A 16,415-nucleotide genomic window follows, 5' to 3' on the forward strand; every position below is an offset into this window, starting at 1 on the left:
CGCCGGGTGACGAGTACGGACGTGACGAAAGAAGCAGAGGACTCGGGACCCGGCGGCTACGCGGCGGCCCGGCTGCGCCTCCTCACCGAGGGGACGCGGTCCGGGCCGCCGCGCCGTGCCGCCCTCGCCGAACTGACGGACGACTGGCTCTCCGGCCTCTTCACCGCCGCCGCCGGTGAACTCCGGGGCGTCTCGCTGATCGCCGTCGGCGGCTACGGGCGCGGCGAGCTGTCCCCGCGCAGCGACCTGGACCTGCTCCTGCTGCACGACGGCAGCGACGACAAGGCCGTCGCCGCCCTCGCCGACCGCCTCTGGTACCCCGTATGGGACCTCGGCATCGCCCTCGACCACTCCCTGCGCACACCCGCACAGGCACGGAAGACGGCCGGCGAGGATCTCAAGGTCCACCTCGGTCTCCTCGACGCCCGCCACCTCGCCGGCGACCTGGGACTGACCGCCGGACTGCGCACCTCGGTCCTCGCCGACTGGCGCAACCAGGCCCCCAAGCGCCTGCCCGAACTGCGTGAGCTGTGCGCCGAGCGCGCCGAACGCCAGGGAGAACTGCAGTACCTGCTGGAACCCGACCTCAAGGAGGCCAGGGGCGGCCTGCGCGACGCCACCGCCCTGCGAGCCGTCGCCGCCTCCTGGCTGGCCGACGCCCCGCGCGAGGGCCTCGCCGAGGCACGGCGCCGCCTGCTCGACGTACGCGACGCGCTCCACCTGACGACGGGCCGGGCGACCGACCGGCTGGCGTTGCAGGAGCAGGACCAGGTCGCGGCGGAGCTGGGGCTGCTGGACGCCGACGCGCTGCTGCGGCAGGTGTACGAGGCGGCACGCGTCATCTCCTACGCCGGCGACGTCACCTGGCGCGAGGTGGGGCGCGTCCTGCGCTCGCGCGCCGTGCGGCCGAGGCTGCGCGCCGTGCTGAGCGGCGGACGGGCACGGGGAGGCGGCAAACCGGCTCCCGAGCGCACCCCGCTCGCCGAGGGCGTCGTCGAGCAGGACGGCGAGGTGGTGCTCGCCCGCACCGCGCGCCCCGAACGCGACCCCGTCCTCCCGCTGCGAGCCGCGGCCGCCGCCGCCCAGGCCGGGCTCCCGCTCTCCCTGCACGCCGTACGGCGCCTGGCGGCCACCGCACGCCCCCTGCCCGCGCCCTGGCCCGCCGAGGCACGCGAGCAACTGGTGACCCTGCTGGGCTCGGGCCGCCCCACGGTGCAGGTCTGGGAGGCACTGGAGGCCGAGGGCCTGATCACCCGGCTCCTGCCCGACTGGGAGCGGGTGCGCTGCCGCCCGCAGCGCAACGCCGTGCACCTGTGGACCGTCGACCGGCACCTGATCGAGACCGCCGTCCGCGCCGCCGGGTTCACCCGCCGCGTCCACCGGCCCGACCTGCTCCTGGTCGCCGCGCTGCTGCACGACATCGGCAAGGGCTGGCCCGGCGACCACTCCGTGGCCGGCGAGACCATCGCCCGGGACGTGGCCGCCCGCATCGGCTTCGACCGCGCGGACGCGACCGTCCTCGCCACCCTCGTACGCCACCACCTGCTGCTCATCGAGACCGCCACCCGGCGCGACCTGGACGACCCGGCCACCGTGCGCGCGGTCGCCGAGGCGGTCGGCACCGAGCACACCCTTGAGCTGCTGCACGCCCTGACCGAGGCCGACGCCCTGGCCACCGGACCGGCCGCCTGGTCGTCCTGGCGCGGTTCCCTCGTCGCCGACCTGGTCAAACGCGTCTCGGCGGTACTGGCCGGAGACCCGCTGGAAGAGCCCGAGGCCGCCGCGCCCACCGCCGAGCAGGAGCGGCTCGCCCTGGAGGCGTTCCGCACGGGCGGGCCGGTGCTGGCGCTGCGGGCCCAGACCGAGCCGCCGGCCGACCCGGAGCCCGAGCGGGGGGAGGGCGCCGGTCCCGAGCCGCTCGGCGTGGAGCTGCTGATCGCCGTCCCCGACCAGGCGGGCGTGCTCCCCGCGGTCGCCGGGGTCCTGGCCATGCACCGGCTGACCGTCCGCACCGCCGAGCTGCGGTCCCTCCCGCTGCCGGACGGCGTGGAGGGCTCCGTCCTGCTGCTGGACTGGCGGGTGGCCGCCGAGTACGGCTCCCTGCCCCAGGCCGCCCGCCTGCGCGCCGACCTGGTGCGGGCGCTCGACGGCACTCTGGACATCGCCGGACGGCTCGCCGAGCGGGACGCCGCCTACCCGAGGCGCCGGGGCGTGGAGCCGCCCCCGCCCCGCGTGACGGTGGCCCCGGCCGCGTCCCGGCTGGCCACGGTGATCGAGGTCCGCGCCCAGGACGCACCGGGGCTGCTGTTCCGGCTCGGACGGGCACTGGAGGCGGCGGGCGTGCGGGTGCGCAGCGCGCACGCTTCCACCCTGGGTTCCAACGCCGTCGACGCCTTCTACGTGACACGGGGCGGGAGCGCGCCGCTGCCGGGCGAGGAGGCGGCGTCCGTGGCCCGGGCGCTGGAGGAGTCGCTGCGGGCGTGACCTCGTGGCGCGTCACGTCCCTGTCCGCTTCCTGCGGCGGGCAGGGACGATTTGCTCGCGGGGCCGGATACCCTGGAGGGCGACCCACACCAACGCCGACGCGAGGACCTACGCCGCCGTGTTCGATACTCTCTCCGACCGCCTGTCAGCCACCTTCAAATCCCTCCGGGGCAAAGGGCGGCTGTCCGAGGCGGACATCGACGCCACGGCCCGCGAGATCCGCATCGCGCTCCTCGAGGCCGACGTGGCCCTGCCCGTCGTGCGCGCCTTCATCAAGAAGGTCAAGGAGCGCTCCCTGGGCGCCGAGGTCTCCAAGGCCCTCAACCCGGCCCAGCAGATCGTCAAGATCGTCAACGAGGAACTGGTCGGCATCCTCGGTGGTGAGACCCGCCGTCTGCGCTTCGCCAAGCAGCCGCCGACCGTGATCATGCTGGCCGGTCTGCAGGGTGCCGGTAAGACCACCCTCGCGGGCAAGCTGGGCCGCTGGCTCAAGGAGCAGGGCCACTCGCCGCTCCTCGTCGCCTGTGACCTCCAGCGCCCCAACGCCGTCAACCAGCTCAGCGTCGTCGCCGAGCGGGCCGGCGTCGCGGTCTACGCGCCCGAGCCGGGCAACGGTGTGGGCGACCCGGTGAAGGTCGCCAAGGACTCCATCGAGTTCGCCAAGGCCAAGGTCCACGACCTGGTCATCGTCGACACCGCCGGCCGCCTGGGCATCGACCAGGAGCTGATGCAGCAGGCCGCGGACATCCGCGACGCGGTCAGCCCCGACGAGATCCTCTTCGTCGTCGACGCCATGATCGGCCAGGACGCGGTCAACACCGCCGAGGCCTTCCGCGACGGCGTCGGCTTCGACGGTGTCGTGCTCTCCAAGCTCGACGGCGACGCCCGCGGTGGTGCGGCCCTGTCGATCGCCTCGGTGACCGGCAAGCCGATCATGTTCGCGTCCAACGGCGAGAAGCTGGAGGACTTCGACGCCTTCCACCCTGACCGGATGGCCTCCCGCATCCTCGACATGGGTGACCTGCTCACCCTGATCGAGCAGGCGGAGAAGACGTTCAGCCAGGAAGAGGCCGAGAAGATGGCCTCCAAGCTGGCGTCCAAGAAGGGCCAGGACTTCACCCTGGACGACTTCCTGGCCCAGATGGAGCAGGTCCGGAAGATGGGCAGCATCAGCAAGCTGCTCGGCATGCTCCCGGGCATGGGCCAGATCAAGGACCAGATCAACAACCTCGACGAGCGCGACGTCGACCGCACGGCCGCCATCATCAAGTCGATGACCCCGGCCGAGCGCCAGGAGCCGACGATCATCAACGGCTCGCGCCGCGCCCGTATCGCCAAGGGTTCCGGCGTCGACGTCAGCGCGGTCAAGTCGCTCGTCGAGCGGTTCTTCGAGGCCCGCAAGATGATGTCCCGCATGGCCCAGGGCGGCGGGATGCCCGGCATGCCGGGGATGCCGGGCATGGGCGGCGGTCCCGGCCGGCAGAAGAAGCAGCAGAAGAAGGCCAAGGGCAAGCAGCGCTCCGGCAACCCGATGAAGCGCAAGCAGCAGGAGCAGGAGGAGGCCGCCCGCCGCGCCGCCGCCGCGCAGAACGGCGGCGCCTTCGGGCTGCCGCAGCAGGGCGGCAAGGACTTCGAGCTTCCGGACGAGTTCAAGAAGTTCATGGGCTGAGGTTCATGGGCTGACGCCCCGTCCGTACGGCACTGGGGGCGCCCCGCGCGCGGAAGCGCGGGGCGCCCCCAGTGCCGTACACCCGCATGCCCGTGCGGCTTTCCTGTCGTAACGTCCGGTTATGACCAACCCGTCCCCGCCGCGCAAGGCCCCCGAGCCGCCCTGGCGCACCGAGGGCACGCCCGAGGAGCCCCCCAAGCCGCCGTCCGGCGGCAGGAGGATGCGCGGGGGCTGGTGGAACCTGGTCCTGGCCGCGCTGATCGTCTTCCTCATCGCCAACCTCGTGCTCTCCTTCTTCAACGAGGGCGACGAGCCGACGATCTCCTACACGGAGTTCAGCGAGCAGGTCGAGGCCGGGAACGTCAGCAAGATCTACGCCAAGGGCGACGCGATCCAGGGCCAGCTGAAGAAGGCCCGGGACAACCCCGAGGGCGACGGGACGTACACGAAGTTCACCACCGAGCGGCCGACCTTCGCCGACGACCGGCTCTGGGACGACCTGACACGGAACGACGTCACCGTCACGGCCGAACCCGTCGTCCAGCAGCGCAGTCTGCTGGTCAACGTGCTGATCTCGCTGGCTCCGATGCTGCTCCTGGTGGTGCTGTGGATCTTCATCGCGCGGCGGATGAGGGGCGCCCTGGGCGGCGGGGCGGGCGGCATGCTCGGCCGCAAGGCGCCGCCCAAGCCGGTCGAGCTGGAGGCGGGCGAGCCGCGCACCACGTTCGCGGACGTCGCCGGGATCGACGAGGTCGAGGGCGAGCTGAGTGACGTCGTCGACTTCCTGAAGAACCCCGACGCCTATCGCCGCATGGGCGCCAAGATGCCCCGGGGCGTCCTGCTGTCCGGCCCGCCCGGCACCGGAAAGACGCTCCTCGCGCGCGCGGTCGCCGGTGAGGCGGGCGTGCCGTTCTTCTCGGCGTCCGCGTCCGAGTTCATCGAGATGATCGTGGGTGTGGGCGCCTCCCGGGTGCGGGAGCTGTTCGCCGAGGCCCGGAAGGTGGCGCCGTCGATCATCTTCATCGACGAGATCGACACCATCGGCCGGGCCCGCGGCGGCGGCTCCGGCATGGGCGGTCACGACGAGCGCGAGCAGACCCTGAACCAGATCCTCACCGAGATGGACGGCTTCTCCGGAGCTGAGGGGGTGATCGTCATCGCCGCGACCAACCGCGCCGACATCCTGGACCCCGCCCTGACCCGTCCCGGCCGCTTCGACCGGGTGGTCAGCGTCTCGCCGCCGGACCGGGGCGGCCGGAAGGCGATCCTGGAGATCCACACCCGCGAGATCCCGCTCGCCCCGGACGTCGACCTCGCCCAGGTCGCCCGTACGACGCCGGGCATGACCGGAGCCGAACTGGCCAACCTCGCCAACGAGGCCGCGCTGCTCGCGGTCAAGCGGAAGCAGGACCGGGTGACGCAGGCGAACCTCTCCGAGGCGCTGGAGAAGGTCCAGCTGGGAGCCGAACGCCCGCTGGTGATGCCGGAGGAGGAGCGCCGGCGCACCGCCTACCACGAGAGCGGACACGCCCTGCTGGGCATGCTCCAGCCGGGCGCCGACCCCGTACGCAAGATCACCATCGTGCCGCGCGGACGGGCGCTCGGGGTGACGCTCTCGACGCCGGACGCGGACAAGTACGCGTACACGGAGGAGTACCTGCGCGGGCGGATCATCGGCGCGCTGGGCGGCATGGCGGCCGAGCAGGTGGTGTACGACGTGATCACCACCGGCTCGGAGAGCGACCTCGAACAGGTCACCCGGATCGCGCGCGGCATGGTGGGCCGCTGGGGCATGAGCGAACAGGTCGGCAGGCTCTCCGCCCTCCCCGGCGACGCCCAGCAGGCCTACGGGCTGGCCGCCGCCCCGGGGACCCTCGACGCCATCGACGGCGAGATGCGGCGGGTCGTCGACGAGTGCTACGCGGAGGCCGTCCGCAAGCTGACCGAGCACCGCGGGCAGCTCGACGCGCTGGCCGAGGCGCTGCTGGCCGCCGAGACGCTGGACGAGGCGGAGGCGTACCGGATCGCCGGGATCACGCGGTTGTCGAAGGACGGCCCGGAGGAATGATCCCGGCGCCTGCCGCCGGCGGTCAGGACTGCGGGAACTTCCAGACGAAGGGCTCGCCGTCCTCCTCCTCCCAGTGCACCTCCACGCTCGTGGCGTCCGCGGGGATCACGTAGGTCTCGCAGAAGACATGGCTCTCGCCCTGCTTCCAGCCGTCCACGTCGTACGGGTCCTCGCAGCCCGGGGCGTCCTCGGAGGCGCCGATCAGCACGCCGCCGCGCTGTCCGTCGGCGAAGACCGTGGTGGCGTCGGGGGCGCCGGAGCCGTCCGTGAGGGCCGGGCCGCTCTTGTGGGTGTACTTCACGTGTGCGGTGGCCAGCACCCTGCCTTTGGCGTCCGCCGCGTCCGCCACGGCCTTGGCGGCCTCCGCCTCGGTGCCGACCTCGACCTTCTGCGCCAGGACCTCGTAGGTGATCTCGCCCGGGTCCTCCGCGACCTTCCCCGTCGCGGCCTCGCCCGTCTCCATGTCGCCGCCCGAGGCCGGCCGGGAGGCGGAGGCCGCCGCCTCGGGGCTCGACGCGTTCTTCGCGTCGGCGTCGGTGCCGGCGTCGTCCCCGCCCCCGCACGCGGTGAGGGCCAGAGCGAGAACGGCGACGGGCGCGACGAGACGCAGCGCGGTCTTGTGGTGCGGCACTACAGGCTCCTGTATGCAGATGTGTGGTGTCCCCCGGACGGTGGATCAGGGTAGAGGCCCGTGATCCACCAGGAGGAACCGCGGAAGGGCCAGCTCCGGCTTCTTCACACGACTCACACCCGCACCGAAGAAACTCCCTCACGTGCCGCACGTACCCGGTCGGGACCGGTCGTCGGCGGTCAGGGAAGGCGCCGGCCGTCAGGGAATGCGTCGGCCGTCAGGAAGTGCGTCGGCCGTCAGGGAGTGCGGGCGACGAGATACCGGAACACGTTCGGCATCCACACCGTCCCGTCCGGCCGCTGGTACGGATGCAGTGCCTCGGCCAGCTCCTTGTCGACCTGCTCCTGGCCGGCCGCCGCGATCGCCGCGTCGAACAGGCCGGTCGACAGCAGCCCGCGCACCGCGCTTTCCGTGCCGGCGTACCCGAACGGACACGCCACCCGGCCCGAGCCGTCCGGCCTGAGCCCGGCCCGCTGGGCGACCTCCTCCAGGTCGTCGCGCAGGGCGGGGCGCCAGCTGCCGGCGCCGCGCAGCGGGTCCGCGAGTCCGGTGGCCACCCGCAGCACCGACGTGGTCGCGCACCGCTCCGGCGGGCCCCAGCCGGCCAGCACCACGGCCGCCCCGCGCCCGGCGAGCGGGGCCGCCTCGGCGAGCAGTCCGCCCAGCCCCTCCGCGTCACCGGCGAGGCACCCGATGGGCTCGAAGGCGGTCACCAGGGTGAACGCCGGTGCCGTCGGATCCTGCGCGTCCCGGGGCGTGCCCTCGACGACCGCGGCGTCCGCACGCGCGCGCGTGCGTCGTGCCCCGGCGGTGCCGGGTGCCTCGGGAGGCCCGCCGAGCAGTCGCCGCCGTGCCAGGGCGAGCAGCTCCGGGGAGCGGGAGTCGACCCCCGTCACCGACGCGCCGCGCGAGGCGGCCATCAGCAGGGCCAGGCCGGAGCCGCAGCCCAGACCCAGCATCCGTGTGCCGCCGCCTACGTCCAGTCGCTCGTAGACGGCCTCGTAGAGCGGGACGAGCATCCGCTCCTGTATCTCGGACCAGTCACGCGCGCGTGCACGCAGGTCCACGCGGTGTGTGGTCCCCGCGTGAGACGGGTGCTGCCGCACGAGCGTAGGTGTCATAGGAAAGCGCCCCAATCGCCGAGTGTTGCCGCCGTGCCGGATTCCGTGGCCCCCGTGCAGTGCGCTCGCACTCCCCCCGTATGCCAGGAAACTCCGGGCTCGCTCCGGCGTCCAGTGGTAGCGGGGCCCGGTTTGCCCGATGCCCGTCACAGTGGCGAGATTTCACTTCCCGGCAACGTGGGCCTGGCCGCGTGGTACTCCGGGTAGCCCCGTGCCGGCCCCCGTGGCGGTTGGCCTGAACGTGCCGTTCGGTGATGACAGCGGGTGGCGGCGGTGCCGAGCGGGCGGTTTCGGCCAAGGCCGGCGTGCCCGGGGGCGCCCGGTCGCGTGGGGGAGCGGTGCTCGGCGGGGCGGTGCCGCACGCTTCAGGGGCACCCGGTAACCTCGCGCCCATCGACGCACCTGTCGACGCGGCCGATCGGGTGACGGCCTTCCGGGGCTCCTCCGCCGCGACAGCGGCCGAAACGCCCCTTGCGCATGCGCGAGCCCCACGCATCCCGGCGCGTGGACGGGGCCTACGCGCCGGCGCGTACGTCGGACTACGCACCAGCTTGGTAGGAGCTGTGCCGCTTCTCCGCAGATCAGCGCACCCGCCCTCGTCGGGACGCATCAGCGGCAACTGACGGGTACGTGCAAATTATTTGGGATGCCCCGGAATAGGAACACAGCGGCACCCCGGCTCGTTCTCATTACGTGAGCACGACACCACCTGTTCTCGCCGCAGAGCTGGCGCAGGCGTGGGCCGACATTCAGCGGCACCACACCGAGCTGCCCGATCTTGCCGCGCCAGAGTCCCTGATCGGGGAGTCGTCGTCCGCCTGCGGACACGAACTCTCCTTCGAACGACTGCTCCATGAGGCAGTCCACGGCATCGCCGCCGCGCGCGGAGTACGCGACACCTCCCGCGCGGGGCGCTACCACAACCGTCGATTCCTGGCGATCGCCGAGGAGTTGGGTCTCGACCACCCGGAGGAGCCGCATCCCAGCAGCGGTTTCTCGCTGGTCACGCTCACCCCCGAGGCGAAGCGCCGCTACCGCCCGACGATCGAGCGCCTCCAGCGCGCGCTGAAGGCCCACACCGTCGCGACCGCGACCGACTCGGCCCGCAGCTTCCGCGGTCCGGCCGCCCGTCACGGCTCCTCCGGAGGAGGGGTGCGGGTGAAGGCGGTCTGCGACTGCGGCCGCAACGTGCGGGTCGTCCCGTCGGTCCTGGCCCAGGCCCCGATCATGTGCGGCGGCTGCGGCAAGCCGTTCCGGATCCCGGAGGTGGTCGGCGCGGCGGCCGGCTGAGGATCCGGCTGCTCGTGGCGGCCGGATCCGGACGCGGTGCCCTCGGTCCGCCCTCGGTCCGAAGGGCACGCCCGCGTGTGGCACAATGGTCAGCTGTACTCGACAGTCGCACAGGACCCCTCTCTCCTCCGGCTGACGCGTCCATCGGGCACTCGGGTACCGCAACCCCACGCGGCTCTCTCGCCGTGCCCAATCACGTCAAAACCAGGAGAACCCACTCCAGTGGCAGTCAAGATCAAGCTGAAGCGTCTGGGCAAGATCCGTTCGCCTCACTACCGCATCGTCGTCGCCGACTCCCGTACCCGCCGTGACGGCCGGGCCATCGAGGAGATCGGCAAGTACCACCCGACGTACAACCCGTCGGTGATGGAGGTCGACGCCGAGCGTGTGGCGTACTGGCTCGGTGTCGGCGCCCAGCCGACCGAGCCCGTGCTCGCCATCCTGAAGAAGACCGGCGACTGGCAGAAGTTCAAGGGCGAGCCCGCCCCGGCGCCCCTGCTGCAGCCGGCCGAGAAGTCGGCCCGTCCGTCCTTCGAGGCGCTCGGTGGCGACGACGAGGGCAAGGGTGAGGCGATCACCCAGAAGAAGAAGGCCGACAAGAAGGACGAGGCTGGCGCCGAGTCCGAGTCGACCGAGGCCTGAGCATGCTCGAGGAGGCTCTCGAGCACCTCGTGAAGGGCATCGTCGACAACCCTGACGATGTGCAGGTCGCCTCGCGCAACCTGCGCCGTGGGCGCGTTCTCGAGGTTCGGGTCCACCCCGACGACCTCGGCAAGGTGATCGGCCGCAACGGTCGCACCGCACGCGCTCTGCGCACCGTCGTCGGCGCCATCGGCGGCCGCGGTGTCCGCGTCGACCTCGTCGACGTGGACCACGTCCGCTGACGCCAAACGCAGCACCGGCTCGGGCCGGGGAGGGCCACTGGCCGTCCCCGGCCCGCAGTCGTTGTGCGCCGTGACCGACTCGTCGTAGTCCCGGACCATGGTCGGCACCGTGGTTCCGTCGTAGTTCCGACAGGAGAAGCAAGCACCGTGCAGCTGGTAGTCGCGCGCATCGGCCGCGCCCACGGGATCAAGGGCGAGGTCACCGTCGAGGTCCGTACCGACGAGCCCGAACTGAGGCTCGGCCCCGGTGCCGTCCTGGCCACCGACCCCGCCTCCGTCGGCCCCCTCACCATCGAGACCGGCCGCGTCCACAGCGGCCGCCTCCTGCTGCGCTTCGCCGGCGTCCACGACCGCACCGGCGCCGAGGCGCTGCGCAACACCCTCCTGATCGCCGACGTCGACCCGGACGAGCGTCCCGAGGACGAGGACGAGTACTACGACCACCAGCTCATCGACCTGGACGTGGTGACCGCGGACGGCACGGAGGTCGGCCGGATCACCGAGATCTCCCACCTGCCCACGCAGGACCTCTTCGTGGTGGAGCGCCCCGACGGCAGCGAGGTCTACGTGCCGTTCGTCTCCGAGATCGTCACCGACATCGACCTGGACGAGCAGCGCGCGGTGATCGATCCGCCGCCCGGCCTGATCGACGACCGCGCGGAGATCGCCTCCGCCCGGGACGCGGCCGGGGAAGAGGAGGGCGGGGCGTGATGCGGCTGGACGTCGTCACGATCTTCCCCGAGTACCTGGAACCGCTGAACGTCTCCCTGGTCGGCAAGGCACGCGCGCGTGGACAGCTGAACGTCCACGTGCACGACCTGCGGGAGTGGACGTACGACCGGCACAACACCGTCGACGACACCCCGTACGGCGGCGGCCCCGGCATGGTGATGAAGACCGAGCCCTGGGGCGACGCGCTGGACACCGTCCTGGCCGACGGCTACGAGGCCGGCTCCGGCGAGCCCGCCCTCATCGTGCCCACGCCCAGCGGCCGGCCCTTCACCCAGGAACTCGCCGTCCACCTCTCCGAGCGGCCCTGGCTGATCTTCACGCCCGCCCGCTACGAGGGGATCGACCGCCGCGTCATCGACGAGTACGCGACCCGGATGCCCGTGTACGAGGTGTCCATCGGCGACTACGTCCTGGCCGGCGGCGAGGCGGCCGTCCTCGTCGTCACCGAGGCCGTGGCCCGGCTGCTGCCCGGCGTCCTGGGCAACGCCGAGTCCCACCGGGACGACTCCTTCGCCCCCGGCGCCATGGCCAACCTGCTGGAGGGCCCCGTCCACACCAAGCCGCCCCAGTGGCGCGGTCGGGGCATCCCCGACGTCCTGCTCAGCGGCCACCACGGGAAGATCGCCCGCTGGCGCCGCGACGAGGCCCTGCGGCGCACGACCGCCAACCGGCCCGACCTCATCGAGCGGTGCGACCCCGCGGCCTTCGACAAGAAGGACCGCGAGATGCTCTCCATCCTGGGCTGGGAACCGGACCCGGACGGGGAACCGTACGGCCGATTTTGGCGCAGGACGCCGGGCATGGAAGAATAGGCGGCTGTTGTGCGTCCGTCCGGAGCGCGCCCCTGCCACAGGGGGAGACGACGCCCGTCCCGACCCGCACGACCCTGATTCCGAAACACCTAGTTTCCGTTGATGACCTGTGGCATCAGCGAAGAAAGCAGACGAAATGTCTCACCTGCTCGACTCCGTCGACGCCGCGTCGCTGCGCAGCGACGTCCCGGCCTTCCGCCCCGGCGACACCGTCAACGTCCACGTGCGTGTCATCGAGGGCAACCGCTCCCGTGTGCAGCAGTTCAAGGGCGTCGTCATCCGCCGCCAGGGCGCCGGCGTGCGCGAGACCTTCACGGTCCGCAAGGTCTCCTTCTCCGTCGGCGTCGAGCGCACCTTCCCGGTGCACACCCCGATCGTGGAGAAGATCGAGCTCGTCACCCGCGGTGACGTCCGCCGCGCCAAGCTGTACTACCTGCGCGAGCTGCGCGGCAAGGCCGCGAAGATCAAGGAGAAGCGCGAGAGCTGAGCGCTCTCCGGGGTCCGCGCCGGGGCCGGATAGCATCTGGCCCCGATGGACACCGAAGCACAGCCCACGGAGCGCGACCGCTCCTCCCGCCCTTCCGACTCCGAGCACGCCTCGGATCCTCAGGGCCCGGAGGAACGGTCGCGTTCCGCGTTGGCGGGGCGGCTCACGGACTGGGTGCCGGGCGGCCGGATCACCGTCACCCTCCTGACGCTGCTGCTGTTCCTGCTGCTCCTCAGCACGTTCGTGCTCCAGCCCTTCCAGATCCCGAGCGGATCCATGGAGCGCGGATTGAGGATCGGTGACCGCGTTCTCGTAAACAAGTTGGCGTACCGTTTCGGTGACCGGCCGCAGCGGGGCGACATCGTCGTGTTCGACGGCACCGGGCTCTTCGGGCACGGCGACTACATCAAACGCGTTGTCGGTGTGGGCGAGGACCACGTGGTGTGCTGCGACAGGGAGGGGAGGGTCCGGGTGAACGGCCAGTCGGTCGACGAGTCGGCGTTCCTGTACCCCGGCGACCGCCCCTCCGCGGTCCGCTTCGACGTCGTCGTCCCCGACGGCACCCTGTTCGTCCTCGGTGACCACCGCGACGACTCCAGTGACTCTCGCGACCACCTCGGCTCGCCGGGCGGCGGCATGGTCCCGCTGGACAAGGTGATCGGCCGCGCCGACTGGATCGTCTGGCCCTTCGACCACGCCACCGGCCTCGACCGTCCCGACGCCTACGCGCGCGTGCCGGACGCGGAGACCGACGGCCCGGCCGCCGGTGCGCGCCTGCCCGAGCCCGCCCAGGGCGCCGATGGGTAGCCGGGGCAAGCCCCGCGGGGCGCCCAGCAGCCCCGCGGAGAACCTGCTGCCCACCGGTTCACGGCGCACCACCGCGCCCTCCGGGGGCCGGTCCCGCGCCGAGCGGCGCAAGCTCCAGCGCAAGGTCAAGCGGCGGCGCAGGCGCGGCGCCGTCAAGGAGATACCTCTGCTCATCGGCGTCGCCGTCCTCATAGCGCTGGTGCTGAAGACCTTCCTCGTACAGGCGTTCGTCATCCCGTCGGGCTCCATGGAGCAGACCATCCGGATCGGCGACCGGGTCCTGGTGGACAAGCTCACCCCCTGGTTCGGTTCCGAGCCGCAGCGCGGGGACGTCGTCGTCTTCCGGGACCCCGGCGGCTGGCTCCGGGGCGAGCAGACCGCCAAGAAGGACGATCCCGTCGTCGTGAAGCAGGTCAAGGAGGGTCTCGCCTTCATCGGTCTGCTGCCGTCCGACGACGAGAAGGACCTCATCAAACGGGTCGTCGGCGTCGGCGGGGACCGGGTGAAGTGCTGCGACACCCAGGGGCGGGTCACCGTCAACGGCGTCCCCCTGGACGAGGAGGACTACCTGTACCCCGGCGACAGGCCGTCCACGACACCGTTCGACGTCACGGTCCCCGAGGGGCGGCTGTGGGTGATGGGCGACCACCGGTCGAACTCCGCCGACTCCCGCGTGCACCAGCGGACCGACTTCGGCACGGTCTCCGAGGACGAGGTCGTGGGGAGGGCCATGGTGATCGCCTGGCCGTTCGGCCACTGGACGACGCTGGACGAGCCGAAAACGTACGCGTCCGTGCCCGACTCGGCCTCCGGTTCGACCGCCGCTCCCCGGCTGTCGCATAGGGTTGCCCCGGACGATCCGAACACGATGATTCGACTCCCGACCCCTGCGGAACTCCCGCTCGTTATGGGAGTGGTGGGCCTGCACCGTGTACGGGGCAGGCGGTGGCAGAGAGTGAGGAGTTGGCGTGGGGGATGTGGCGGTTGGCGCACGGTCCGGACACGAGGGCGAGGAGAACCGCGGACGCCCCGTGGAGACGGCCGGCCCCGTCCCGGACGGCGCCCCGGCCTCCGGGCGCGACTCCGGGACCGAGGACGGCAGGGTGACGGACGAACTCAGCGGACCCCAGGACGAGGGAGTGGGCGGGACACCTCCCGGGAAACCCGCCCCGGCCAAGAAGCAGCGCTCCTTCTGGAAGGAACTGCCGATCCTGATCGGTATCGCGCTGGTGCTGGCGCTGCTGATCAAGACATTCCTGGTCCAGGCGTTCTCGATCCCGTCCGCCTCGATGCAGAACACGCTCACGATCAATGACCGGGTGCTGGTCGACAAGCTGACCCCCTGGTTCGGCTCGGAGCCGGAGCGCGGCGAGGTCGTCGTCTTCCACGACCCGGACGACTGGCTGGCGGGCGAGCCGACGCCCGACCCGAACGCGTTGCAGACGGTCCTGAGCTGGATCGGCCTGATGCCGTCCGCGGACGAGAAGGACCTGATCAAGCGCGTCATCGGAGTCGGCGGCGACACCGTCGAGTGCAAGGGCACCGGCCCGCTCAAGGTCAACGGCAAGGCGCTGAACGAGCAGGACTACGTCTACCCGGGCAACACGCCGTGCAGCGTCGACGACCAGGGCGGGCAGTTCAAGGTCACGGTCCCCGAGGGCTCCATCTGGGTCATGGGCGACCACCGGCAGAACTCCCGGGACTCCCGCTACAACCAGGCCGACGAGCACGGCGGCATGGTCCCGGTGAAGGAGGTCGTCGGCCGCGCCATCGTGGTCGCCTGGCCGATGAACCGCTGGGGCACCCTGCCGGTGCCGGACACCTTCGACCAGGACGGCCTGCAGGCCGGGCCGTCGGCCGCCGCCGCGCTGTCGGCCGCGCCGCAGGGCCTCGCCCTCGCCGGAGTCGTTCCGGTCGTGTGGTGGCGCCGCAGGCGTGCCACCGCCGCAGAGACGCGCTGAGCCGTCCCCCACGGCCCGTCCCCCACGGCCCGTCCCGCTCGCGGCCCGTCCCGCTCGCGGCCCGGGCCGTGGCGGAGCATTCTCGTCAGCCCCTCCCGCGCCCCGTGAGGGGCTGACCCGTTCCGGTACCGCCGGGTAGGGTGCGGATCCATGGGTGGCGAGAGCACGACACGTACGGCCCCGCGCGGCGGTGGCGCGGGCAAGTCCCCGGCGGGCGGCCGGACCGGGCAGCGGCTGTCCGGCCTCGCCGTGGCACTGGGACTGGTGCTGTTCCTCGGTGGCTTCGCCTGGGGAGCGGTGGTCTACCGGCCCTACACCGTGCCGACCAGCTCGATGGCCCCGACGATCGACGCGGGCGACCGGGTGCTGGCGCAGCGCGTCGACGGTGGTGACGTCCGCCGCGGCGACGTCGTCGTCTTCAAGGACGCGACCTGGGCCAACGCCCCGATGGTCAAGCGTGTCGTCGCCGTCGGCGGGGACACCGTCTCCTGCTGCCAGGAGGGCAAGCTCAAGGTCAACGGCAAGGTCGTCGACGAGCCCTACCTGCCCGACGGTACGCCGGCCGAGATCAGCAGCTTCCCGACCGTGGACGTCCCCGAGGGCCGGCTGTTCCTGCTCGGCGACGAACGCGACAACTCCGTCGACTCCACCGCCCACCTCACCGACGCCGCCGGCGGCACCGTCTCGCGCGGCGCCGTGGACGCCCGCGTGGACGCCGTGGTCTGGCCCATGGACGGCATGCTCCAGCGCCCGACCGGTTTCGAGGCGCTGGGCGACCTCTCCGCGCCGGGTCCGCTGCGGACGGTCGTCGCGCTGGTGATCGCCGGTGCCGTGCTGATCCTGGGCGGGGCCGCCTACGGTCCTTTCGCCAAGCGGGCGGCGGCCTCCCGCGCCCGGGCCGGGGCGGGTACCGGTGCCCGCTGAGACGACCCGGCCCGGGCAGGACTCGTACGAGGGCGGACTGCGCAGGGTGGCCCGGGTGGTCCTCCTCGACCCCGACGACCGCATCCTGCTGCTGCACGGCCACGAACCGGACGATCCGGCCGACGACTGGTGGTTCACGCCCGGCGGCGGCGTGGAGGGCGACGAGACCCGCGAGCAGGCCGCACGACGGGAACTCGCCGAGGAGACCGGCATCACCGACATCCGGCTCGGCCCGGTGCTGTGGCGGCGCAGGTGCTCCTTCCCCTTCGCCGGCCGCCGCTGGGACCAGGACGAGTGGTACTACCTCGCCCGTACGACCCAGACCGCGACCGAGGCCCTGGGGCTGACCGAACTGGAGCGGCGCAGCGTCGCCGGAGCGCGCTGGTGGACGTGTCGGGAACTGGCCCGGGCACGTGAGACGGTGTATCCGACCAGACTCGCCGAGCTGCTGCGCACGCTGCTGGACGAAGGTCCCCCCGCCGGGCCGGTGACCCTGGACACCGAAATCGTCTAGGGGCTCCCGGGACTGGCGCACAATGGTGGGA

General features: G+C 72.3%; 15 protein-coding genes and 1 pseudogene. 14 read left to right on the top strand and 2 right to left on the bottom strand.

Going from position 1 to position 16,415, the window contains the following annotated elements:
* Positions 1-6: 6 nt before the first annotated feature.
* The 3 genes from ACFIF2_RS22285 (at position 7) to ftsH (ending at position 6,221) form a co-directional block, all read left to right on the top strand.
* Positions 7-2,484, top strand: a complete 2,478-nt coding sequence (locus ACFIF2_RS22285) for a [protein-PII] uridylyltransferase (protein ID WP_395574956.1) — start codon at positions 7-9, stop codon at positions 2,482-2,484.
* 118 nt (positions 2,485-2,602) lie between these two features.
* Positions 2,603-4,153, top strand: coding sequence for a signal recognition particle protein (gene ffh, locus ACFIF2_RS22290; RefSeq protein ID WP_395574957.1), 1,551 nt, complete (start codon positions 2,603-2,605; stop codon positions 4,151-4,153).
* A gap of 121 nt (positions 4,154-4,274) precedes the next feature.
* The gene (gene ftsH / locus ACFIF2_RS22295) at positions 4,275-6,221 is read left to right on the top strand and encodes an ATP-dependent zinc metalloprotease FtsH (protein ID WP_395574958.1); all 1,947 of its coding nucleotides are present in this window, start codon (positions 4,275-4,277) and stop codon (positions 6,219-6,221) included.
* Positions 6,222-6,243: 22 nt separating this feature from the next.
* Here the strand turns inward: ftsH and ACFIF2_RS22300 are convergent, their stop codons facing one another.
* Positions 6,244-6,852 (bottom strand): hypothetical protein, encoded by a 609-nt coding sequence (locus ACFIF2_RS22300; protein ID WP_395574959.1) that lies wholly within the window; start codon positions 6,850-6,852, stop codon positions 6,244-6,246.
* 236 nt (positions 6,853-7,088) lie between these two features.
* On the bottom strand, positions 7,089-7,973 hold the full coding sequence (locus ACFIF2_RS22305; RefSeq protein ID WP_395574960.1) for a class I SAM-dependent methyltransferase: 885 nt from the start codon (positions 7,971-7,973) through the stop codon (positions 7,089-7,091).
* Between the two features lie 693 nt (positions 7,974-8,666).
* Here ACFIF2_RS22305 and ACFIF2_RS22310 point away from each other — a divergent pair.
* The 11 genes and pseudogenes from ACFIF2_RS22310 to ACFIF2_RS22360 all read left to right on the top strand — a co-directional run bounded on the left by ACFIF2_RS22310 (position 8,667) and on the right by ACFIF2_RS22360 (position 16,384).
* Entirely contained in the window at positions 8,667-9,263 is a 597-nt protein-coding gene (locus ACFIF2_RS22310) for a hypothetical protein (protein ID WP_395574961.1), read from the top strand.
* Between the two features lie 222 nt (positions 9,264-9,485).
* Entirely contained in the window at positions 9,486-9,905 is a 420-nt protein-coding gene (gene rpsP / locus ACFIF2_RS22315) for a 30S ribosomal protein S16 (RefSeq protein ID WP_395574962.1), read from the top strand.
* A 2-nt stretch (positions 9,906-9,907) separates the two neighbouring features.
* A complete protein-coding gene (locus ACFIF2_RS22320) occupies positions 9,908-10,147 on the top strand; it encodes an RNA-binding protein (protein WP_003973401.1) in 240 nt (79 codons plus the stop codon).
* Between the two features lie 147 nt (positions 10,148-10,294).
* Positions 10,295-10,858, top strand: a complete 564-nt coding sequence (gene rimM / locus ACFIF2_RS22325; RefSeq protein WP_395574963.1) for a ribosome maturation factor RimM — start codon at positions 10,295-10,297, stop codon at positions 10,856-10,858.
* The gene (trmD, locus tag ACFIF2_RS22330; RefSeq protein WP_395575023.1) at positions 10,858-11,691 is read left to right on the top strand and encodes a tRNA (guanosine(37)-N1)-methyltransferase TrmD; all 834 of its coding nucleotides are present in this window, start codon (positions 10,858-10,860) and stop codon (positions 11,689-11,691) included. The genes rimM and trmD overlap by 1 nt, the downstream gene beginning before the upstream one ends.
* 136 nt (positions 11,692-11,827) lie before the next feature.
* Positions 11,828-12,178, top strand: a complete 351-nt coding sequence (gene rplS, locus ACFIF2_RS22335; protein WP_016432403.1) for a 50S ribosomal protein L19 — start codon at positions 11,828-11,830, stop codon at positions 12,176-12,178.
* 45 nt (positions 12,179-12,223) lie between these two features.
* Positions 12,224-12,985: a signal peptidase I gene (gene lepB, locus ACFIF2_RS22340; RefSeq protein WP_395574964.1), complete on the top strand. Its 762-nt coding sequence runs from the start codon at positions 12,224-12,226 to the stop codon at positions 12,983-12,985.
* A pseudogene (gene lepB, locus ACFIF2_RS22345) lies at positions 12,978-14,060 on the top strand (signal peptidase I); the annotation flags it as partial. The gene lepB (ACFIF2_RS22340) and the pseudogene lepB (ACFIF2_RS22345), both read left to right, overlap by 8 nt.
* Positions 13,954-14,946: a signal peptidase I gene (gene lepB, locus ACFIF2_RS22350; RefSeq protein WP_395574965.1), complete on the top strand. Its 993-nt coding sequence runs from the start codon at positions 13,954-13,956 to the stop codon at positions 14,944-14,946. The pseudogene lepB (ACFIF2_RS22345) and the gene lepB (ACFIF2_RS22350), both read left to right, overlap by 107 nt.
* A gap of 150 nt (positions 14,947-15,096) precedes the next feature.
* On the top strand, positions 15,097-15,870 hold the full coding sequence (gene lepB, locus ACFIF2_RS22355; RefSeq protein WP_395574966.1) for a signal peptidase I: 774 nt from the start codon (positions 15,097-15,099) through the stop codon (positions 15,868-15,870).
* A complete protein-coding gene (locus tag ACFIF2_RS22360) occupies positions 15,860-16,384 on the top strand; it encodes an NUDIX hydrolase (RefSeq protein WP_395574967.1) in 525 nt (174 codons plus the stop codon). Before lepB (ACFIF2_RS22355) ends, ACFIF2_RS22360 begins: the two co-directional genes overlap by 11 nt.
* Positions 16,385-16,415: the final 31 nt, after the last annotated feature.

It is taken from the genome of Streptomyces sp. BK79, from assembly GCF_044142145.1.
In the GTDB taxonomy this organism is placed as follows: Bacteria; Actinomycetota; Actinomycetes; order Streptomycetales; family Streptomycetaceae; genus Streptomyces.

What these genes read in the sequence shown, in the direction of transcription:
- ftsH (WP_395574958.1), top strand. Translation starts at nt 4,275, where the DNA reads ATGACCAACCCGTCCCCGCCGCGCAAGGCCCCCGAGCCGCCCTGGCGC.
- ACFIF2_RS22305 (WP_395574960.1), bottom strand. Translation starts at nt 7,973, where the DNA reads ATGACACCTACGCTCGTGCGGCAGCACCCGTCTCACGCGGGGACCACA.
- ACFIF2_RS22320 (WP_003973401.1), top strand. Translation starts at nt 9,908, where the DNA reads ATGCTCGAGGAGGCTCTCGAGCACCTCGTGAAGGGCATCGTCGACAAC.
- trmD (WP_395575023.1), top strand. Translation starts at nt 10,858, where the DNA reads ATGCGGCTGGACGTCGTCACGATCTTCCCCGAGTACCTGGAACCGCTG.
- rplS (WP_016432403.1), top strand. Translation starts at nt 11,828, where the DNA reads ATGTCTCACCTGCTCGACTCCGTCGACGCCGCGTCGCTGCGCAGCGAC.
- lepB (WP_395574964.1), top strand. Translation starts at nt 12,224, where the DNA reads ATGGACACCGAAGCACAGCCCACGGAGCGCGACCGCTCCTCCCGCCCT.
- lepB (WP_395574966.1), top strand. Translation starts at nt 15,097, where the DNA reads ATGGGTGGCGAGAGCACGACACGTACGGCCCCGCGCGGCGGTGGCGCG.